This window comes from Nocardioides korecus (assembly GCF_054778395.1).
Genome location: NZ_BAAGZO010000006.1, coordinates 61,568 through 81,168 on the forward strand (window position 1 = coordinate 61,568; position 19,601 = coordinate 81,168).

At 73.2% G+C, this 19,601-nt stretch carries 19 protein-coding genes; 15 read left to right on the plus strand and 4 right to left on the minus strand.

The window, feature by feature from the left end; all coding sequences use genetic code 11:
- Positions 1-43: 43 nt before the first annotated feature.
- Together smpB and ACYVDA_RS12965 are read left to right on the plus strand one after the other, a co-directional pair.
- Positions 44-544: an SsrA-binding protein SmpB gene (smpB, locus tag ACYVDA_RS12960; protein WP_460818791.1), complete on the plus strand. Its 501-nt coding sequence runs from the start codon at positions 44-46 to the stop codon at positions 542-544.
- Positions 537-1,232 carry a phosphatase PAP2 family protein gene (locus tag ACYVDA_RS12965; RefSeq protein WP_460818792.1) on the plus strand — a complete coding sequence of 232 codons (696 nt, stop codon included), beginning with the start codon at positions 537-539 and terminating at the stop codon, positions 1,230-1,232. Before smpB ends, ACYVDA_RS12965 begins: the two co-directional genes overlap by 8 nt.
- Here ACYVDA_RS12965 and ACYVDA_RS12970 read toward each other — a convergent pair.
- The gene (locus ACYVDA_RS12970) at positions 1,195-3,054 is read right to left on the minus strand and encodes a glycoside hydrolase family 15 protein (protein ID WP_460818793.1); all 1,860 of its coding nucleotides are present in this window, start codon (positions 3,052-3,054) and stop codon (positions 1,195-1,197) included. The genes ACYVDA_RS12965 and ACYVDA_RS12970 overlap by 38 nt on opposite strands.
- Positions 3,047-4,489, minus strand: coding sequence for a glucose-6-phosphate dehydrogenase (gene zwf / locus ACYVDA_RS12975; RefSeq protein ID WP_460818794.1), 1,443 nt, complete (start codon positions 4,487-4,489; stop codon positions 3,047-3,049). Before zwf ends, ACYVDA_RS12970 begins: the two co-directional genes overlap by 8 nt.
- A gap of 96 nt (positions 4,490-4,585) precedes the next feature.
- Here zwf and ACYVDA_RS12980 point away from each other — a divergent pair, with 96 nt between their 5' ends.
- From ACYVDA_RS12980 to ACYVDA_RS13005, 6 genes are all read left to right on the plus strand, one after another.
- Positions 4,586-5,065, plus strand: a complete 480-nt coding sequence (locus ACYVDA_RS12980) for an SsgA family sporulation/cell division regulator (RefSeq protein WP_460818795.1) — start codon at positions 4,586-4,588, stop codon at positions 5,063-5,065.
- A 93-nt stretch (positions 5,066-5,158) separates the two neighbouring features.
- Positions 5,159-5,371 carry a (2Fe-2S)-binding protein gene (locus tag ACYVDA_RS12985; protein WP_460818796.1) on the plus strand — a complete coding sequence of 71 codons (213 nt, stop codon included), beginning with the start codon at positions 5,159-5,161 and terminating at the stop codon, positions 5,369-5,371.
- Positions 5,372-5,381: 10 nt separating this feature from the next.
- The gene (gene bfr, locus ACYVDA_RS12990; protein ID WP_460818797.1) at positions 5,382-5,849 is read left to right on the plus strand and encodes a bacterioferritin; all 468 of its coding nucleotides are present in this window, start codon (positions 5,382-5,384) and stop codon (positions 5,847-5,849) included.
- A 15-nt stretch (positions 5,850-5,864) separates the two neighbouring features.
- Positions 5,865-6,644, plus strand: a complete 780-nt coding sequence (locus ACYVDA_RS12995) for a spermidine synthase (RefSeq protein WP_460818798.1) — start codon at positions 5,865-5,867, stop codon at positions 6,642-6,644.
- A 33-nt stretch (positions 6,645-6,677) separates the two neighbouring features.
- On the plus strand, positions 6,678-7,355 hold the full coding sequence (locus ACYVDA_RS13000) for a maleylpyruvate isomerase family mycothiol-dependent enzyme (RefSeq protein WP_460818799.1): 678 nt from the start codon (positions 6,678-6,680) through the stop codon (positions 7,353-7,355).
- 57 nt (positions 7,356-7,412) lie between these two features.
- Complete coding sequence (locus tag ACYVDA_RS13005; protein ID WP_460818800.1) at positions 7,413-8,324, plus strand: haloalkane dehalogenase; 912 nt, start codon at positions 7,413-7,415, stop codon at positions 8,322-8,324.
- 16 nt (positions 8,325-8,340) lie between these two features.
- On the opposite strand, the gene ACYVDA_RS13010 is transcribed toward ACYVDA_RS13005, so the two are convergent.
- The gene (locus ACYVDA_RS13010) at positions 8,341-9,135 is read right to left on the minus strand and encodes an IclR family transcriptional regulator (RefSeq protein ID WP_460818801.1); all 795 of its coding nucleotides are present in this window, start codon (positions 9,133-9,135) and stop codon (positions 8,341-8,343) included.
- Positions 9,136-9,280: 145 nt separating this feature from the next.
- Between ACYVDA_RS13010 and ACYVDA_RS13015 the strand changes: the two genes are divergently transcribed.
- From ACYVDA_RS13015 to ACYVDA_RS13045, 7 genes are all read left to right on the plus strand, one after another.
- A complete protein-coding gene (locus ACYVDA_RS13015) occupies positions 9,281-11,503 on the plus strand; it encodes a malate synthase G (RefSeq protein WP_460818802.1) in 2,223 nt (740 codons plus the stop codon).
- Positions 11,500-11,937: a GlcG/HbpS family heme-binding protein gene (locus ACYVDA_RS13020; RefSeq protein WP_460818804.1), complete on the plus strand. Its 438-nt coding sequence runs from the start codon at positions 11,500-11,502 to the stop codon at positions 11,935-11,937. The genes ACYVDA_RS13015 and ACYVDA_RS13020 overlap by 4 nt, the downstream gene beginning before the upstream one ends.
- 9 nt (positions 11,938-11,946) lie before the next feature.
- Positions 11,947-13,461, plus strand: a complete 1,515-nt coding sequence (locus tag ACYVDA_RS13025; protein ID WP_460818805.1) for an FAD-linked oxidase C-terminal domain-containing protein — start codon at positions 11,947-11,949, stop codon at positions 13,459-13,461.
- Positions 13,461-14,744, plus strand: coding sequence for an FAD-binding oxidoreductase (locus ACYVDA_RS13030; protein WP_460818806.1), 1,284 nt, complete (start codon positions 13,461-13,463; stop codon positions 14,742-14,744). The genes ACYVDA_RS13025 and ACYVDA_RS13030 overlap by 1 nt, the downstream gene beginning before the upstream one ends.
- Before the next feature lie 2 nt (positions 14,745-14,746).
- Positions 14,747-16,159: a glycolate oxidase subunit GlcF gene (gene glcF, locus ACYVDA_RS13035; protein WP_460818807.1), complete on the plus strand. Its 1,413-nt coding sequence runs from the start codon at positions 14,747-14,749 to the stop codon at positions 16,157-16,159.
- 64 nt (positions 16,160-16,223) lie between these two features.
- Entirely contained in the window at positions 16,224-17,966 is a 1,743-nt protein-coding gene (locus ACYVDA_RS13040; RefSeq protein ID WP_460818808.1) for an L-lactate permease, read from the plus strand.
- Positions 17,967-18,141: 175 nt separating this feature from the next.
- Complete coding sequence (locus tag ACYVDA_RS13045) at positions 18,142-18,492, plus strand: hypothetical protein (RefSeq protein WP_460818809.1); 351 nt, start codon at positions 18,142-18,144, stop codon at positions 18,490-18,492.
- Here ACYVDA_RS13045 and ACYVDA_RS13050 read toward each other — a convergent pair.
- Positions 18,489-19,496, minus strand: coding sequence for a LacI family DNA-binding transcriptional regulator (locus ACYVDA_RS13050; protein WP_460818811.1), 1,008 nt, complete (start codon positions 19,494-19,496; stop codon positions 18,489-18,491). The genes ACYVDA_RS13045 and ACYVDA_RS13050 overlap by 4 nt on opposite strands.
- Positions 19,497-19,601: the final 105 nt, after the last annotated feature.

The window sequence follows — 19,601 nt, forward strand, 5'->3', positions numbered from 1 at the left end:
CAGATGGGCCTCCTCGGCGGGTGGGGTCTGGGAGGATGGGCGGATGCGAGCAGGGGCGCCGAAGGGGCGCGCGAAGCAGACCGACCCGGTGGTGGCGACCAACCGCAAGGCGGCCCACGACTACCACCTCGGGGAGACCTTCGAGGCCGGGATCGTGCTCCAGGGCTCGGAGGTCAAGGCGCTGCGGGCGGGGCGGGCCTCGCTGGTCGACGGGTTCGTCGACGTCGAGGACGACGAGGTGTGGATGCACCAGGTGCACATCCCCCAGTACGAGCAGGCGACCTGGACCAACCACGCCGCCAAGCGCAAGCGCAAGCTGCTGCTGCACCGCTCGGAGATCGCCCGCATACAGCGACGCGTCGACGAGCGCGGGATGACGATCGTGCCGATCCGGCTCTACTTCAAGGACGGTCGGGCCAAGGTCGAGATCGCGCTGGCGACCGGCAAGAAGACCTGGGACAAGCGCCACGCGCTGGCCGAGCGCGACGCAAACCGCGAGATCCAGCAGGCCGTCGGGCGCCGGCTGAAGGGCCACCGTGACTAGGGCGGCACGCCCCGCCGCCGTCCTGCTCGCCACCCTGGCCGCGATCGTCCTGGTCGTCCTGGGCGTGGGGTGGCTGCTCACCCACCCGCTCGCGTCCTCGGTCGGCGGCCTCGACGACGACCTCGCGCGCTGGATCGCTGCCCACCGCACGCCCGGGCTCTCGCGGCTCGCCGACGTGGCGACGTACGCCGGGGAGACCCGCGTCGGCTTCCCGGTCCTGCTGGGGGTCGGCCTCGTGGTCGCCGCCGTCGTCCGCTCGTGGCGACCGCTGGTGCTGGCCGTCGTGACGACCCTGGGGATGGGGGTCGTCTACTACGGCGTCACCCACGTCGTCCACCGCGACCGCCCGCCGGTGCGGATCCTGGACCCCGGCCTGGTCCCGGACCACAGCTTCCCCTCGGGGCACACCGGCACGGCGACCGCGCTGGCGCTCGGCACGGCGCTGCTGCTCGTGACCTATGGCCTGGTGCGACCGCGCCCGCTGGAGCGGGTCGTCCTCGGCCTCCTCGCGCTGGTGCCCCTGCTGGTGCTGGCCTCGCGGCTCTACCAGGGGGCGCACCACCTCACCGACGTGCTGACCAGCCTGGCCTACGCCTGCGTGTGGGTGCCGGCGGTGGCGCGCCAGGTGCTCCCCGCGCGGACGCGGGCGCTCAGCCCAGCTCGCGGTCCAGGTTCAGCGCCGCGCTGATCAGCGACAGGTGGGTGAAGGCCTGCGGGAAGTTGCCCAGCTGCTCGCCCGCCAGGCCCACCTGCTCGGCGTACAGCCCCAGGTGGTTGGCGTAGGTGAACATCTTCTCCAGCGCCAGCCGGGCCTCCTCCAGGCGGCCGGTGCGGGTCAGCGCCTCGACGTACCAGAACGAGCACAGGCTGAAGGTGCCCTCGCGCCCGCCCACGCCGTCCGGCGAGGCGTCGACGTCGTAGCGGAAGACCAGGCTGTCTGAGACCAGCCGACGCTCGACCTCGGCCAGGGTGGAGACGAAGCGCGGGTCGTTGGGCGCGATGAACTTCACCATCGGCATCAGGAGCACCCCGGCGTCGAGGGTGTCGGCGCCCGCGTGCTGCATGAACGCACCCACGTCGGCGTCCCAGTGGTCGGTCATGATCCGCGTCCAGATCGCGTCGCGTGTCTCGGCCCACCGCGCGAGCTCGCCGGGCAGCCCGCGCTGCCGCGCGACGCGCATCATCCGCTCGATCGCCACCCAGCTCATCAGCAGCGAGGTGGTGTGGTGACGCGGGTCGTCGCGGATCTCCCACATGCCGGCGTCGGGGGTGTCCCAGTGGTCCAGCAGCCACTCCAGCGCCCGCACGAGGTCCTGCCAGGCGTCGACGCTGATGCCGGGGCCGTACTTGTTGAACAGGTAGACCGAGTCGATCAGCTCGCCGTAGATGTCGAGCTGGAGCTGCCCCACCGCGCCGTTGCCGACGCGCACCGGTCGCGAGTCCCGGTAGCCGCGCAGGTGGTCCAGCTCGACCTCGTCGCGCACGTTGCCGTCGATGTCGTAGAGCACCCGCAGCGGTCCGAGCTCCTCGTCGTCGTCGCGGGTCTCGCCCATGCGCTCCGAGAGCCAGCCCATGAACGCGTGCGCCTCCGCGGTGAAGCCCAGCCGCAGCAGGGCGTAGAGGCTGAAGGCGGCGTCGCGGATCCAGACGTAGCGGTAGTCCCAGTTGCGCGCCCCGCCGATCGCCTCGGGAAGGCTCGTGGTCGGGGAGGCGATGATCGCGCCGGTCGGCTCGTGGGTCAGCAGCTTCAGGGTCAGGGCCGAGCGGTGCACGGTCTCGCGCCACCGACCGGCGTACGTCGACTGAGCCATCCAGGCCCGCCAGAACGCGGCCGTCCGGTCGAAGAGGTGGGTGCTGTCGACCTCGTCGAGGGAGGCCACCGCACCGCCCTCCTCGAGCACCTCGAGCACGAACAGCGCCTCCTGCCCCTGGTGCAGCTCCAGCTCGGAGGTGACGGTGCCGTCGACCAGCTCGGTGTCGACCGAGGCGGTCAGGCCCAGGCGCACGCCGTCCCCGGAGATCAGCACGCCGCCGCCCACCCGCTCGGTCACGGGGTCGACCCGGCCGTAGTCGGGACGGGCCGCCAGCACCGAGCGCAGCCGGGTGCTGCCGCGCACGGCCGTCACCCGCCGGACGATCCGCTGGCGGTGGTCGGGGTCGTGCGGCGCCAGCACGGGCATGAAGTCGTGCACCTCCGCCACGCCCCGCTCGGTCATGAAGCGGGTGACCAGGATGGCGGACTCGGGGAAGTAGAACTGGCTGGTCCGGACCTCTCCCTCGCCCCCCTCGTCGCCGTCGAGCGGCTCCAGCCGCCAGGACCCGCCGTGCTCGGGGTCGAGCAGCGACCCGAAGACGCTCGGGGAGTCGAAGCGCCCGGCGCAGAACCAGTCGATGGTGCCCTCGGAGCCGACCAGCGCGCAGGTGCGCAGGTCGCCGATCAGGCCGTGCTGGGCGATGGGCAGGAAGGCGCCCGCGGCCCCGGGTCCCGCGTCGGTCGCGGTCTCAGCCATGCAGGCGCCAGCCGCCCAGCGGGAGGTCCAGAGCGGCCTGCGGGCCCCAGGAGCCGGGCTCGTAGGACTGCGGGGCGGGCGGGTTCTCCAGCACCGGCTGGCAGACCTCCCACAGCCGCTCGACCTCGTCGGCCCGGGTGAACAGCGTCCGGTCGCCGCGCAGCACGTCGAGCAGCAGCCGCTCGTAGGCCTCCAGCGGGGTGTCGTCGGGCGCCTGCTCGCCGAGGTCCAGGCGCATCGCGGCGCTGACCAGGTCGAGGTCGGGGCCGGGGCGCTTGGCGCGCAGGTCGACCCGCACGACGGCCTCGTCGCTGAGCTTGAGGACCAGGTCGTTGGCGCGGTCCTCGGAGTCGGGCTGGCCGTCGAACAGGGTCGAGCGCGAGGCCCGGAACCGCAACGTGATCACCCGGTCCGAGCGCCCCATCCGCTTGCCCGTGCGCAGGTAGAACGGCACGTCGCGCCAGCGGTCGTTGTCGACGTAGGTCTCGATGGCCACGAAGGTCTCGACCTGGGAGTCGGGGTCGACGTCGTCCTCGTCGCGGTAGCCGTCGTACTGGCCGAAGACGACCTTGGCCGGGTCCAGCGGGCGCAGGTCGCGGAACACCGCCGACTTCGCGTCGCGCACCGACCGCTCGTCGAAGGTGCCGGGGTCCTCCAGGGCCACGAAGCCCAGCAGCTGGCACAGGTGGGTGGAGATCATGTCGCGCAGGCAGCCGGTGGACTCGTAGAAGCTGCCGCGCCCCTCCATGCCCAGCTCCTCGGGCACGTCGATCTGCACCGAGGCGATGCTCTCGCGGTTCCACGCGGGCTCGAAGAGGCCGTTGGCGAAGCGCAGCGCCAGGATGTTCTGCACCGCCTCCTTGCCCAGGAAGTGGTCGATCCGGAAGACCTGGTCCTCCTCGACGACCTCCTTGAGCGAGGCGTCGAGCTCCTTGGCCGACTCCAGGTCGAGCCCGAAGGGCTTCTCCAGGACGAGCCGGCCGCGGTCGGTGAGGTGCTCGCGCCCCAGCATGGCGACCATGCCGTCCATGGCGCTGGGCGGGACCGAGAGGTAGACCAGGCGACGCACGTCGTCGACCGAGTCGTCCGTGTCGTCGGTCAGCCGCTCCTCGGCGTCGTGCACGGCCTGCGCGAGGTCGGAGCCGTCGTCGGCGCTGGAGGTCTGGAAGGAGATCCGGCCCAGGAAGTCCGACAGGAGGTCCTCGTCGAGGTCGCCGACGGTGTCCTCCAGCCCCTCGCGGACCTGGTCGCGGAACTCGTCGTCGGAGCCGGGTGAGTGTCGGCCGCTGCCGATCACGGCGTACTCCTCGGGGAGGCGGCCGGCGGCCCCGAGCCGGTAGAGGCCGGGGAAGAGCTTGCGGGCCGCGAGGTCGCCGGTGGCCCCGAAGAGGACGAGGACGTGGGGGGCGAGGGACTCGCCGGTGGGGGAAGGCACGGAGGGCGCGTACCCGGGGTCGGGGGTGCCCATGCACTAGGAAGGATGCCCCACACGGCCCTGCTGTCCCGGGACCCGGGACAGCAGGATGGAGGCATGAACCAGGGACAGCACGGGCACGGCCCCCAGGGCCGATCGGGTGACGTGACGACGGGGACGGCGCAGGAGGTCGTGCACCACCTCGTCCTGGACCTCCTCGACCAGCGCAGCGCGGACACCGTGCCGATGCCGGCCGACCTGGTCTACGACGCCGCGGACCCGTTCGCCGTGGCGCTGGTGTTCGACACCTCGCAGGGCCCCATCCGCTGGGACTTCGCGCGCGACCTCCTCGCCACCGGCCTCTACGACGTGGCCGGCGACGGCGACGTGCACCTGTGGCCGTGCCTGGACACCTCTGCCCGCGCCGTGGTGATGATCGAGCTCGTGGGTGCCGACGAGAGCCTCGTGGAGCTCCAGGCCCCGAGCCGTGCGGTCGCGGAGTTCCTGGTCGCCTCCCACGCGCTGGTGGCACCGGGCACCGAGTCCGACCGAGTGGACCTCGACGCCCTGGTCGAGGAGCTCCTCTCCGCTGCGTGAGGCGTCACAGCGGGCGCGCGGGTTGACCGCGGCCTGAGATGAGGGCACCCTTGGTGAGGTAAGCCTTACCTGCCCTCGACGTACGGAGCCCTCGTGATCTTCTGCCACTGCGCCGTGGTCAGCGACCGCGACGTCGCAGCGGCCGTGCAGTCGGGGGCCCGCACGGTGGCGCAGGTGTGCAAGGCCACCGGGGCCGGCCAGCAGTGCGGGTCGTGCGTCTTCTCGGTGCGCAAGGTCCTGTGCGAGCACCAGGGCTCCCAGGAGTCCCGCAACCTGATGACGGAGATCGACAGTGCAGCCAGCTAGCCCCCGCGTGGTGGACCTCCTCAACGAGGCGCTCACCTTCGAGCTCACCGTGACCAACACCTACTTCCTGCATGCCCGGATGCTCGACAACTGGGGCCTGCCGAAGCTGGGCAAGGTGTTCTACGGCCTCTCCATCGACGAGATGAAGGACGCGGACGCGATCATCAACCGCATCCTGATGTTCGAGGGGCACCCCAACCTGCAGCGCCTGGGCAACATCGCCGTCGGGGAGACCCCGGAGGAGATGCTCTCGCTGGCCTACGAGAGCGAGAAGGTCGCCGTCCGGCAGTTCAACGGCGCCGCCTCGGAGTGCCACGACCTCGGCGACCACGCCACCGCGTCGGTCTTCGAGGAGATGGCCCGCGACGAGGAGCGCCACGCCGAGTGGTTCGAGGCCCAGCTCGAGGCGATCAAGCGCGTCGGTGCGGCCGGCTACCTCGCCCAGCAGATCGACGCCTCCACGCCTCCCGGTGCCTGACCCGCTCGCAGCCGGGTGAGCGCGGCTCCGGACGACTGGTCCGGGGAGGTCGTCCCGGCCGGGCGCCCCGACGCCTTCCTGGTGCGCCTCGACGGTCGCGACCAGTCGCTGGTCGACCTCGCCGACCCGACGCGGCTGGACTTCGACTACGTCCGCCGCACCGGTGACGTCCTCGACGCCGTCGCGGCCCCCGGCGTGCCCGTGCGCGTCGTGCACGTCGGCGGGGCCGGCCTGACCCTGCCGCGCTACGTCGCGCACACCCGGCCCCGCTCGGCCCAGGTCGTCCTGGAGCCCGACGAGCGGCTCACCGCGCTGGTGCGCGAGGCGATCCCGCTGCCGCGGCGCAGCGGGGTCAAGGTGCGCCCGCAGGAGGGCCGCGAGGGCCTGGCCGCGCTGCGGGACGACCACGCCGACGTGGTCGTGGTCGATGCGTACGCCGACGGCGAGGTGCCCGCCTCCCTGCTCACCACCGGCTGCGTCGAGGAGCTCGACCGGGTGCTCGCGCCCGGTGGCCTGGTGGTGCTCAACCTCGCCGACCGGGCGCCGTTCCCGGTGGCCCGCGACGTCGTGGCCGCCCTGCGCACCCGGTTCGCGGCCGTGGCGGTCAGCGCCGAGCCGGCCACCCTGCGCGGTCGCCGACCCGGCAACCTGCTCCTCGTCGCCGGCGTCACCGACGTCCCGGTCGAGGCGCTGCTGACCAGCGCGCGCACCTCGGCCGCGCCGTACCGCGTGCTGGCCGGCGGCGAGGTGAGCAGCACCTTCGGCGGCGGCACCCCGCGCGAGGACGTCGTCTGAAGGTCGGCCACGGCGGTGTGGTTGTCTCGGGGCATGACGCAGGTCGACGAGGTGCGGGCGTGGCGCGAGGCCCACGAGCGGGTGTGCGAGCTGGTGACGGGGGTCCCGGCGGAGGCGACGGAGCAGCGGGTCCCGGCGTGCCCCGACTGGACCGTGCGCGACCTGCTCTCGCACGTGGTCGGCCTGGGGGCCGACGTGCTGGGCGGCGACGAGCCCGACGACCACAACGAGGCGTGGACCCAGGCCCAGGTCGACGCGCGGCGCGACCGCTCGGTCGAGGAGCTGGTCGCGGAGTGGCGGGGGCTCGCCGACGACCTCGAGGCCTGGATGCGCGCGCACGGCACCCGCCCGCTGGGTGACGTCACGATCCACGAGCAGGACCTGCGCAGCGCCCTCGGCGTGCCGGGAGGCCGCGGCACCGAGGCCTTCGCCGCCGTCCGCGACCGGATGGTCGGGCGGTTCGCGGGCCGGGTCGAGGGCCTGCCGTCGATCGCGCTGGTCGGCGAGACGTGGACGTGGGTCTCGGGCGGCGGGCCGGCCGAGGACGCCGCCGTCGTCGTGAGCGCCTCGGACTTCGACCTGGGGCGCGCGCTGATGTCGCGTCGCACCGCCGAGCAGCTGCGGTCCTGGACCACCCGCGGCGACGTCGAGCAGCACCTCGGTGCGTTCGAGGTGCTCGGCCCGCTGCCCGGGGAGCAGCTGCCGGAGTAGCCGGGACCTGGTCCCGAGAACCGTCCGGGCCGACCGGGGAGGCGGCACACTGGGCCGATGGAGTTCCTGCGCACGCCCGAGGACCGGTTCGAGGGGCTGGAGGACGGGTGGGCCCACACCCCGTCGTACGTCGAGGTGGCGGACACCGAGGGCGGCTCGCTGCGGATGGCGTACGTCGACGCGGGGCCGGCCGACGCGCCCGTCGTGCTGCTGCTCCACGGCGAGCCGACCTGGGGCTTCCTCTACCGCCACGTGGTCGACTCGCTGACCCGCGCGGGGCTGCGCACGATCACCCCCGACCTCGTCGGCTTCGGCCGCTCCGACAAGCCGACCCGGGTCGAGGACCACACCTACGCCCGCCACGTGGGCTGGGTGCGTGCGCTGGTGGAGGCCCTCGACCTGCGCGACGTCACGCTGGTGGGGCAGGACTGGGGCGGGCTGATCGGGCTGCGCCTGGTCGCCGAGGACCCCGACCGTCACGCCCGCGTCGTCGCGGCCAACACCGGCCTGCCGACCGGTGACCACGACATGCCCGAGGTGTGGTGGCGGTTCCGGCGCGCGGTCGAGTCCGCGGAGGTGCTCGACGTCGGTCGGCTGGTCGCCGCGGGGTGCCACCGCGGGCTCGGTGACGCGGCCCGAGCGGCGTACGACGCCCCCTTCCCGGACGAGGCCCACAAGGCGGGACCGCGCGCGATGCCCGGCCTGGTCCCCACCCGCCCCGACGACCCGGCGACGGAGGCCAACCGCGCCGCGTGGGAGGTGCTGGGCCAGTGGGAGAAGCCCTTCCTGGTGGCCTTCAGCGACGGCGACCCGATCACCGGTGCGATGGGGCCGGTGCTGCGCAGGCTGGTGCCCGGCACCCGCGGCCTGCACCACCCGGTGATCGCCGGCGCCGGCCACTTCCTCCAGGAGGACGCCGGCCAGGAGCTGGGGCGGGTGGTCGCCGACCTCGTCGTCGGCGGGTCCTGAGCCCCGACGCGACCGCCTAGGTGAGGTCGGCGACGAGCCGGGCCGCCGCGGCGCGCAGCAGCGGGACGGCCCGGGCCACGAGGTCGTCGGTCATCCGGGGCGCGGGTCCCGAGACCGAGACCGCGATCGGCACGGCGGTCCCGGTCGGGGCCACCGCGACACAGCGCACCCCGACCTCCTGCTCGCCCTCGTCCAGGGCGTAGCCCTGCTCGCGCACCACGGCCAGCCGGGCCAGGAACTCCTCGGGGTCGGTCAGGGTGTGGTCGGTGTGCCGGGGGAGCCCGGTGCGGCGCAGCAGGACGCGGACGTCGTCGTCGCCGGCGTGGGCCAGCATCGCCTTGCCCACGGCCGTGCAGTGCGGGTGCACGCGACGACCCACCTCGGTGAACATCCGCATCGAGTGGCGGCCGGGGACCTGGGCGACGTAGACGACCCGGTCGCCGTCGAGGACCGCGAGATTGGCGGTCTCGCCGAGCGCGTCGACCAGCGAGGTCAGCTCGCGCTCGGTGCCCGCGCCCACCATGGAGCCGGCCGACGCGGCCAGCGGGGCCAGCCGGAAGCCCAGGGCGTAGCGCCGGTCGGGGGTCTGGCGCATGTACCCGCGCTCGACCAGCGTGCGCAGCAGCCGGTGCACGGTCGGGAGCGGGACCCCGGTGGTCTCCGCGATCTCGCCGAGGGTCAGCGTGCCGCCGCGCGAGGCGACCGTCTCGAGGACGTCCAGGGCGCGGTGGAGCGACTGCACCCCGCCGGGGCGCGCCGGGCCGGCGGAGGGCCCGGACGTGGCGGGCGTGATCTCACTGTCACGGGGCACTGGCGTCTCCACAGGCGTCGTGTGACGGTTGACACGGAGGACGCCCGATCCGTAGTTTCCATTATCGAGCACTGATGTTTCCACGATGTGGAAATTGTGGCAAGACTTCCGGTCCAGGCGGACCGGCACGGAACAGGAGTGGCGCATGACTGGCACGGACACCACCGGCACGGAGCAGCGCGTCGAGGTCGGCGGAGGGCTTCGCGTCGCCGAGGCCCTGCACCGGTTCGTCACCGAGGAGGCCCTGCCCGGCACGGGCGTGGACCCCGAGGCGTTCTGGGACGGCGTGGCCGCCATCGTCGGCGACCTGTCCCCCCGCAACCGCGAGCTGCTCGCGATGCGCGACCGCATCCAGTCCTCGCTCGACGACTGGCACCGCGCCCACCCGGGCAAGCCCGACACCTCCGAGGGCAGCGACTACCTCGCCCTCCTGAAGGACCTCGGGTACCTGCTCGACGAGCCCGAGACCGTCGAGGTGGCCACCTCCGGCGTCGACGACGAGGTCGCGCGCATCGCCGGCCCCCAGCTGGTGGTCCCGCTGCTCAACGCGCGGTTCGCGACCAACGCCGTCAACGCCCGGTGGGGCTCGCTCTACGACGCGCTCTACGGCACCGACGTGATCTCCCACGAGGGTGACCTGGCTCCCGGCGAGGGCTACAACCGCACCCGCGGCGACGAGGTCATCAAGCGCGGCCGGGCCTTCCTCGACGAGCACTTCCCCCTCGACTCCGGCTCGCACGCCGACGCCTCGGCGTACGCCGTGGACGACGAGGGGCTGGCCGTCACGATCGGCGACGCCCCCTCGCGCCTGGCCGACCCGGCCCAGCTGGTCGGGTTCCGCGGTTCGAAGGAGGCCCCCGAGGCCGTCCTGCTGGTCCACCACCAGCTGCACGTCGAGATCCAGGTCGACGCCGAGGACGCCATCGGCTCGACGGACAAGGCCGGGGTCAAGGACCTGCTGCTCGAGTCGGCGGTCTCCACGATCATGGACCTCGAGGACTCCGTGGCCGCGGTCGACGCCGAGGACAAGGTGCTCGGCTACCGCAACTGGATGCGCCTGATGGACGGCACCCTGGCCGAGGAGGTCACCAAGGGCGGGAAGACCTTCACCCGCTCGATGAACCCCGACCGCTCCTACACCGGTGTGGACGGGCAGGACGTCACCCTCCGCGGTCGCTCGCTGCTGTTCATCCGCCAGGTCGGTCACCTGATGACCACCGACGCGGTCCTCGACGCCGAGGGCCAGGAGGTCCCCGAGGGGATCCTCGACGCGATCATGACCGCGCTGGGCAGCGTCAAGGGCCTGCGCGGCGAGTCCGAGCTGGCCAACTCCACGCAGGGCTCGATGTACGTCGTGAAGCCCAAGATGCACGGTCCCGAGGAGGTCGCCCTCGCCGTCGAGCTGTTCGGCCGCGTCGAGCAGCTCCTGGGCCTGGAGCCGCTGACCATCAAGGTCGGGATCATGGACGAGGAGCGGCGCACGTCGCTGAACCTCAAGGCCTGCATCCACGAGGCGCGCGAGCGGGTGGCCTTCATCAACACCGGCTTCCTGGACCGCACCGGCGACGAGATCCACACCTCGATGCAGGCCGGGCCGGTCGTGCGCAAGAACGACATGAAGGCCGAGACCTGGATCGGCGCCTACGAGGACCTCAACGTCGACATCGGGCTCGAGTGCGGCCTCCTCGGCCGGGCCCAGATCGGCAAGGGGATGTGGGCCGCGCCCGACAGCCTCGCCGACATGCTCGAGACCAAGATCGGCCACCCCAAGGCCGGCGCGAGCTGCGCCTGGGTGCCCTCGCCGACCGCGGCCACCGTGCACGCGCTGCACTACCACCAGGTCGACGTGCGGGCCCGCCAGGAGGAGCTCCAGGCGGCCGGACGTCGTCGCGACCGCCTCGACCTGCTCCAGGTCCCGATCGGCGACCCGGACTCGTGGTCGGAGGAGGACCGCCGCAGCGAGATCGAGAACAACCTGCAGAGCCTGCTGGGCTACGTCGTGCGCTGGGTCGACGCCGGGGTCGGCTGCTCCAAGGTCCCCGACATCACCGGCGAGCCGCTGATGGAGGACCGCGCGACCTGCCGGATCTCCGCCCAGCACGTCGCCAACTGGCTGCACCACGGCGTGGTCACCTCCGACCAGGTCGAGGAGACCCTGCGCCGGATGGCCGCCGTCGTCGACGAGCAGAACGCCGGCGACGACTCCTACGTGCCGATGGCCCCCGACCTCGACGGCGAGGCGTACGCCGCGGCGCACGACCTGGTCTTCGAGGGTCTGCAGCAGCCCAGCGGCTACACCGAGCCGATCCTGCACCGGCGCCGGGCCGCGGTGAAGAAGAACCACTCCTCCGAAGGGAACGCCTCGTGACCCACGTCCACCTCACCCTCGAGACCGCCCGCACCATCGTCGCCGGGGCCCGCGCCCACGGTGCCGAGGCCGGGTTCAAGCCCCTGACGGTCGTCGTCCTCGACCCGGGCGGCCACGTCGTCGCCGCCGAGCGCGAGGACGGGGCGTCGATGAAGCGCTTCGAGATCGCCTTCGGCAAGGCCCACGGCGCGCTCAGCCTGGGCCAGGGCTCGCGGGCGATCATGGCCCGCGCGGAGCAGCAGGCCTACTTCGTCGCGGCCGTCACCTCGGCCGTCGGTGGCGCGCTCGTGCCGGTGCCCGGGGGCGTCCTGGTCAAGGACACCGACGGTGGGCTGGTCGGTGCCGTCGGCGTCACCGGTGACACCTCCGACAACGACGAGGCCGCCGCCGTGGCCGGCATCGAGGCCGCCGACCTCGTCGCCCAGGTCGACTAGGAGCACACGATGACGACGACCGCGCCCGCGACCCAGTCCGTCGAGGGGTCCACCGCCGCCGACAGCCCGGGCATCCGGGCCGTCGCCGAGGTGGCCCGCCGGATCCTCCCCGAGGCCGGCGTCATCACCGACCGTGCCCGGCTGCGCACCTACGAGTGCGACGGGCTGGCCCACTACCGGGTCACCCCGGCGCTGGTGGTCATCCCCGAGGACGCCGGTCACCTCGCCGCGATCGTGCGGACCTGCGCCGAGCACGGCGTGCCCTTCGTGGCGCGCGGCTCGGGCACCGGGCTCTCCGGCGGCGCCCTGCCGCACGCCGAGGGCGTCCTGGTGGTCACCTCGCGGCTGCGCACCATCCGCGAGCTGCGCCGCGAGGACCAGCGCGCGGTCGTCGAGCCGGGCGTGATCAACCTCGACGTCACCAGGGCCGCGACGCCCGAGGGCTACTACTACGCCCCGGACCCCTCCAGCCAGCAGATCTGCTCCATCGGCGGCAACGTGGCCGAGAACTCCGGCGGCGCCCACTGCCTGAAGTACGGCTTCACCACCAACCACGTCACCGGCGCCGAGCTGGTCACCCCCGACGGGGACACCGTGGTCCTGGGCGGCGACGCCCCGGACGCGCCGGGCTACGACCTGCTCGGGGCCGTGGTCGGCTCCGAGGGCACCCTGGGCGTGGTCACCGCGACCACGGTCAACCTGGTGCGCCTGCCCGAGGAGGTCCGCACGATCCTGGTGGGCTTCGAGACCACCGACCAGGCCGGCGCCGCGACGTCGGCGATCATCTCCGCGGGCATCGTCCCCGCGGCCATCGAGATGATGGACGCCCTCGCCATCGAGGCCGCCGAGGCGGCCGTGCACTGCAACTACCCCGACGGGGCCGGCGCCGTGCTGGTGATCGAGCTCGACGGCGCCGCGGTCGAGGTCGAGCAGGAGTACGCCGACGTCGAGCGGCTCTGCAACGACAACGGTGCCTTCGAGCAGCGGCTGGCCACCGACCCGGCCGAGCGCGCCCTGATCTGGAAGGGCCGCAAGTCCGCCTTCGCCGCGGTGGGGCGGATCAGCCCCGACTACATCGTCCAGGACGGCGTCATCCCGCGCACCGCCCTGCCCGAGGTGCTCAAGGCGATCGCCGACCTGTCCGCCGAGAGCGGCGTGCGGGTGGCCAACGTCTTCCACGCCGGCGACGGCAACCTGCACCCGCTGGTGCTCTTCGACGACGGCATCGAGGGGGCGGGCGAGGCCGCCGAGAAGGTCAGCGGCGCGATCCTCGACCTGTGCATCAGCCACGGCGGCTCGATCACCGGCGAGCACGGCGTCGGGATGGACAAGGCGAAGTACATGCCGCGGATGTACACCGACGAGGACCTCGACACCATGCAGCTGGTGCGCTGCGCCTTCGACCCGCAGAACATCTCCAACCCCGGCAAGGTGTTCCCGACACCACGGCTGTGCGGTGAGGTCCCGGGTCGCCACAAGGCCGCCCACCCGCTCCAGCAGGCCGGTCTGGCGGAGGTCTTCTGATGAGCACGCAGACCCACGAGCGGCTCTCCACCGACGCCCGCGCCGCGGTCGCCTCGGCGTGCGCCGACGTGACCGACGCCGGCCCGGGTGACGCGGTCGACGGCGTGCCCGCGGGCCTGGTCGCCCGGCCCCGGGACACCGACCAGGTCGCCGAGGTGCTGCGCGCGACCGCGGCCCACGGCCTCACCGTCGTCCCCCGCGGGCGCGGCACCAAGCTCGGCTGGGGCGCCCCGCCGGCCTCGGCCGACGTGGTGCTCGACCTGGCGGCGATGGACCAGGTGCTCGACCACGCCGCCGGCGACCTGATCGTCGCCGCTCAGGCCGGCTGCCGCCTCGCCGACCTCCAGGAGCGCGTCGCCGAGGGCGGCCAGCGCCTGGTGCTGGACGAGACCGTCCCCGGCGCGAGCATCGGCGGCGTCCTGGCCGCGAACACCTCGGGCCCCCGCCGCACGTCGGTCGGCAGCGCCCGCGACCTGCTGATCGGCATCACCCTGGTCCGCGCCGACGGCGTCGTGGCCAAGGCGGGGGGCCGGGTGGTCAAGAACGTCGCCGGCTACGACCTCGGCAAGCTGCTGATCGGCTCCGCCGGCACCCTCGGCGTGATCGTCGACGCCACCTTCCGGCTGCACCCGCTGGCCCCGACCCACCGCTGGGTCACCGTGCCGGTCGGCAGCCCGGCCGAGGCCCTGGCCGCCGCGCAGGCCGCCGTGCACAGCCAGGTCGTCCCGGCCGCGGTCGAGGTCGACTGGCGGGGCGGCGAGGGGGCCGACGCGGGTCGCGGCACGCTCTCGGTCCTGCTCGAGGGCCGCGAGGAGGGGGTCGCCGGGCGCGTCCGCTCCACCCTGGCCCTGCTCGGCGCCGGCGCCGAGGAGTCCGACCAGGAGCCCGGCGGAGGCACGACGTACCCCTGGGACCCGACGGCCACCGGCGACGACCGGGCCACCGCGCTCAAGCTCACCTTCGCCCTCTCCGGCCTGGGCGACGTGCTCGCCGCGGCGCAGGGCAGCCGCGTGCACCTGCGCGGCTCGGCCGGCTCCGGCGTGGTCTACGGCGCGATCGAGGCCGGGACACCGGTCGAGGACGTCGTCGCGACCGTGCGCCGCCTGCGCGCGGCGTGCGGCGCCCGTGGTGGTGCGGCCGTCGTGGTCGACGCCCCGGCGGCGGTCAAGGGCGCCGTCGACCTGTGGGGACCCGTCCCCGCCCTGGACCTGATGCGCCGCGTCAAGGACCAGTTCGATCCCGACCACCGGCTCTCGCCGGGACGCTTCGTGGGAGGCCTCTAGCCATGACCGACACCAGCCAGCACGACACCTCCGGCACGCTGGGGGAGATGGGCGCGGTCGTGGAGACGGCGTCCACCGGCAACGCCGCCATCGACTGGGGCAACCCCGACGGCGCCTTCGACGAGCACCACCCGCCGGACGCCGCCCTGATCGGCGACTGCGTGCACTGCGGCTTCTGCCTGCCCACGTGCCCCACCTACGTCTTGTGGGGTGAGGAGATGGACAGCCCGCGCGGCCGGATCTACCTGATGAAGGAGGGGCTGGAGGGCGAGCCGATGACCGACTCGATGGTCGGCCACTTCGACGCCTGCCTGGGCTGCATGGCCTGCGTGACCGCCTGCCCGTCGGGGGTGCAGTACGACACCCTGATCGAGCAGACCCGCAACCAGGTCGAGCGCCACCACGACCGCACGCCCGCCGACAAGGCGCTCCGCGGCCTGATCTTCGCGCTGTTCCCTCGTCCCGAGCGGCTCAAGCTGATGAGGGGCCCGCTGCGCGCGATCCAGCGCACAGGTCTCGACCGTCTGATGCGCCGCACCGGCCTGCTGGACCGGATCTCCCCGCAGCTCGCGGCCATGGAGAGCCTGGCGCCCAAGATCGGCCGGCCCGAGCCGCTGCCGCCCTACATCCGGGCCCGCGGCGAGCGCCGCATGGTCGTCGGGATGCTGGTCGGCTGCGTGCAGGGCGCCTTCTTCCCCGGCGTGAACTCCGCGACCGCGCGGGTGCTCCAGGCCGAGGGCTGCGACGTCGTCGTGCCGGCCGCCCAGGGCTGCTGCGGGGCGCTGTCGGCGCACAACGGTCGCGAGGGCGAGGCCCAGGGCTACGCCCGTGCGTTGATCGACTCCTTCGAGGCGTCCGGCGTCGAGGCGGTCGTCGTCAACGCCGCCGGGTGCGGCTCCACGATGAAGGAGTACGCCGCCCTGCTGGCCGACGACCCGGCGTACGCCGAGCGGGCGAAGGCCTTCGCCGACAAGGTCCGCGACGTGTCGGAGATCCTGGTCGAGCTCGGTCCGGTGGCCCCGCGCCACCCCCTGGAGATGACCATCGCCTACCACGACGCCTGCCACCTGGCCCACGCCCAGGGCATCCGGGCCGAGCCGCGCGACCTGCTCCGTGCGATCCCGGGACTGGAGCTGCGCGAGATCGCCGAGGCCGAGCTGTGCTGCGGCTCGGCGGGCATCTACAACATCCTCAACCCCGAGCCGGCCCGCGAGCTGGGCGACCGCAAGGCCGCCAACATCGTCAAGACCGGGGCCGAGGTGCTCGTGACCGCCAACCCAGGGTGCCTGATGCAGGTCACCTCGGCCATCGAGCGCTCCGGCCACCCGATGGGGATGGCGCACACCATCGAGGTGCTCGACGCCTCGATCCGCGGTGTGCCGGCCGCCGAGCTGACCCGCGGCACCACCACCTGACCCAGCAGCAACCGCACCACCCATGGCCCGCGCGGCTCAGCCGGGCCCCTCCCGAGGAGAACCGATGTTCAAACAAGACCCGAGCGCGGTAGCCAACTCGCTCACGCTCAGCGCCCTGTGCGCCCTGATCCCGCTGGCGGTGCTCTTCGTGCTGCTCGGTGGCCTGAAGCTCAAGGCCTGGGTCGCCGGGCTGATCTCGCTCGCGGTCGCCCTGGTGGTGGCGGTCGTGCTGTTCTCGATGCCGGTGGGGCAGAGCCTCAGCGCCGCCGTCGACGGGGCGCTGTTCGGCTTCTTCCCGATCCTGTGGATCGTGATCAACGCGGTGTGGATCTACAACCTCACCGTGGCCTCGGGTCACTTCGACGTGCTGCGCCGCTCCTTCGAGAAGGTCAGCCCCGACCAGCGGATCCAGGCGATCATCATCGCCTTCTGCTTCGGCGCCCTGCTCGAGGCGCTCGCCGGCTTCGGCACCCCGGTCGCGATCTCGGTCGTGATGCTGATGTCGCTGGGCTTCAAGCCCCTCAAGGCCGCGACCGTGGCCCTGGTCGCCAACACCGCGCCGGTCGCCTTCGGCGCCCTGGCCATCCCGGTCGTCACGCTGGCCCCGATCGCCGCCGGCGTCAGCAACGACCCGCGCCTCTCCGACGCCAACGCCCTGCACACCCTCGGCTCGATGGTCGGTCGCCAGACCCCGATCCTGGCCCTGGTGGTCCCGCTGATCCTGGTCTTCATCGTCGACGGCCGTCGCGGCGTGCGCCAGACCTGGCTGCCCGCCCTGCTCTCGGGCGCCGTCTTCGCCGTCGCGCAGTTCGTCACCGCCAACTACATCTCCGTGCAGCTGACCGACATCGTCGCCTCGCTGCTGGCCGCCGGCGCCCTGGTCCTCCTGGTCCGGGTCTGGTCGCCCGCCGAGGTCCTCACCGCCGAGAAGGTCGACGCCGAGGAGCGCGAGCACGCGCACAGCTCGCAGGGCTCGGACCGACGCACCTCCGGCGGCGGCGGCACGGCCACCGCCACGGCCACCGGCGACGACTACCACGACCGGCCCCAGCTGGCCGACACCGGCGCCGAGGTGATGCGGGCCTACGCGCCGTACCTCGTCATCATCGTGATCTTCTCGATCACCAACATCCCCGCGGTCGTGGACTTCCTGGCCAAGGCGCCGTTCACCTACCTCTTCGACTGGCCCGGCCTCGACATCGTCAACGCGGCCGGCAAGCCCGTCGTGACGCAGTTCAAGTTCAACTGGCTGCCCGCCGCCGGCTCGCTGCTGGTGATCGCCGGCCTGATCACGATGGTGATCCTCAAGGTCAAGCCCGGGAAGGCGTTCCGCACCTACCTCGCGACGTACGTCGAGCTGAAGTCCGCGATCATCACCGTCATGGCCGTGCTGGCCCTGGCCTACGTGATGAACCTGTCGGGCCAGACCGGCTCGCTGGGCGCCTGGCTCGCCGGCACCGGCGGCCTCTTCGCGATCATCTCGCCGGTCCTGGGCTGGATCGGCGTGGCGGTGACCGGGTCGGACACCTCCTCGAACTCGCTGTTCGGGGCGCTGCAGGTGCAGGCAGCGGCCAAGGCCGGGCTCGACCCGGTGCTGATGGCCGGGGCGAACTCCTCCGGCGGTGTGCTCGGCAAGATGGTCAGCCCGCAGAACCTCGCCATCGCCGCCGCAGCGGTGGGCATGTCGGGCCAGGAGGGGGAGCTCTTCCGCCGGGTCATCGGCTGGAGCCTGTTCCTGCTCGTCCTGATGTGCATCATCGTCGGCCTCCAGGCCACCCCGGTGCTCAGCTGGATGATCCCGGGCTGACCGGGAGCCGGTGGTCCGGTGGGCCCGCGCCACCGGCGCGGGCGACGTGGACCAGACCACCGACGTGCACCAGGGGCCGTCGGGGAGGAGCGCCTCCCCGGCGGCCCCTCGTCGTGCCAGGGTGGAGCCGGGCGTGCCGGTCCGCGGGTGGCCGGTCGCCGGAGGGGGAGCCGACGTGCCGAGTCCGCTGACCGGGATCCTGTCGCCGAAGCTGCGCCAGGACGTCTACACGACGTACGCCGCCGTCGGGCTGCTGATCGGCTGCGTCCAGGCGGCCATCGGTGCCGTCTCGAGCGGCCCGATGCCCGACTTCCTCAAGGCCGCGCTGGCCGTCTACGCCTTCATCGGCACCGCGATCGGCGCCACCGCCGCCAGCAACGTCACCCTCGAGGACGACGACGGCCACCCGGTCCGTCGGACCCGCCGCGGCCGTCGGAGCGCGCCGCGGACCCAACCCCGGACCGACGCGCAGACCGACGCCGCCGACGGCGCGACCCGCCCCGCGCCGCGGGCCGAGGACGGCTAGGTCGAGGCGCGGGCGACCAGCTCGGGACGGAACAGCACCTGCCGGTGCACGTGGTCGGGGTCGGACTCCGAGAGCAGCAGCTCCGCGGCCGTGCGGCCGAGCTCGACCCGGGGCTGACGCACCGAGGTCAGCGGCACGGTCGCCGCGGCGGCGAAGTAGATGTCGTCGTAGCCCACGATGGCCAGGTCGGCGGGCACCGAGCGACCCGAGGCGACGGTCTGCTGCAGCAGGCCCAGGGCGAGCAGGTCGTTGGCGCAGAACGCCGCGGTCGGCCGGCGGCGTGACGGCAGCCCCGTGATCAGCTCCCCGGCGGCCCTCCCGTCGTCGGCGCCCATCGTCGCGGTCGGCATCCGCACCAGGTCCTCGGCCGGCAGACCCGCCTCCTCCCACGCGGCCCGGGCACCGGCGTACCGGTCGTCGACCTGGCCCAGGCCCTCGGGCCCGCCGACGAAGGCGACCCGCCGGTGGCCGCGGTCCACCAGGTGCTCCACGGCCAGGCGCCCGCCGAGCTCGTCGTCGACCGCGACCGAGCAGAACCGCTCGTCGCGGGTCGTGCGGTCCACGATCACGACCGGGATCCCGCGGGCCACGATCGCGGGGATCGTGGGGGAGTCGGGGTCGAGCGGGGTCAGCAGGATGCCCTGCACCCGCTGCTCGACCAGGTGCGCCAGGTGGCTCTCCTCGCGCGAGGCGCTGTTGTTGCTGTTGCACAGGAACAGCGAGGTGTGCGCGCCCTCGGCGGCCGTCTCGATGCCCTGCGCCACGTCGGTGAAGAACGGGTTGCGGGCGTCGAGCATGACGTAGGACAGCGTGCGGCTGCTGCCCATCCGCAGCTGGCGCGCGGTCTCGTTGCGCACGAAGCCGAGGTCGGCCATCGCCTGCTCGACCCGTTGACGGGTGGCCGGTGAGACCCGGTCGGGGCGGTTCATCACGTTGGACACGGTGCCCAGGGAGACCCCCGCCGAGGCGGCGACGTCCTTGACCGAGGGGGTCCTGTCGCTCACGGTCCTCCTGGGTCGGCCGGTCGATGGTGGTGGCGGTGGCGGTGGCGGTGGTGGCGGTGCGGGGTCGATGGTGGCGGTGGGGAGCCGCTGCCGGATGAAACGTGT

Coding starts and splice junctions, on each gene's coding strand:
- smpB (WP_460818791.1), top strand. CDS start 44: ATGCGAGCAGGGGCGCCGAAGGGGCGCGCGAAGCAGACCGACCCGGTG.
- ACYVDA_RS12970 (WP_460818793.1), bottom strand. CDS start 3,054: ATGGCTGAGACCGCGACCGACGCGGGACCCGGGGCCGCGGGCGCCTTC.
- ACYVDA_RS12980 (WP_460818795.1), top strand. CDS start 4,586: ATGAACCAGGGACAGCACGGGCACGGCCCCCAGGGCCGATCGGGTGAC.
- ACYVDA_RS13000 (WP_460818799.1), top strand. CDS start 6,678: ATGACGCAGGTCGACGAGGTGCGGGCGTGGCGCGAGGCCCACGAGCGG.
- ACYVDA_RS13005 (WP_460818800.1), top strand. CDS start 7,413: ATGGAGTTCCTGCGCACGCCCGAGGACCGGTTCGAGGGGCTGGAGGAC.
- ACYVDA_RS13015 (WP_460818802.1), top strand. CDS start 9,281: ATGACTGGCACGGACACCACCGGCACGGAGCAGCGCGTCGAGGTCGGC.
- ACYVDA_RS13025 (WP_460818805.1), top strand. CDS start 11,947: ATGACGACGACCGCGCCCGCGACCCAGTCCGTCGAGGGGTCCACCGCC.
- ACYVDA_RS13030 (WP_460818806.1), top strand. CDS start 13,461: ATGAGCACGCAGACCCACGAGCGGCTCTCCACCGACGCCCGCGCCGCG.
- glcF (WP_460818807.1), top strand. CDS start 14,747: ATGACCGACACCAGCCAGCACGACACCTCCGGCACGCTGGGGGAGATG.
- ACYVDA_RS13040 (WP_460818808.1), top strand. CDS start 16,224: ATGTTCAAACAAGACCCGAGCGCGGTAGCCAACTCGCTCACGCTCAGC.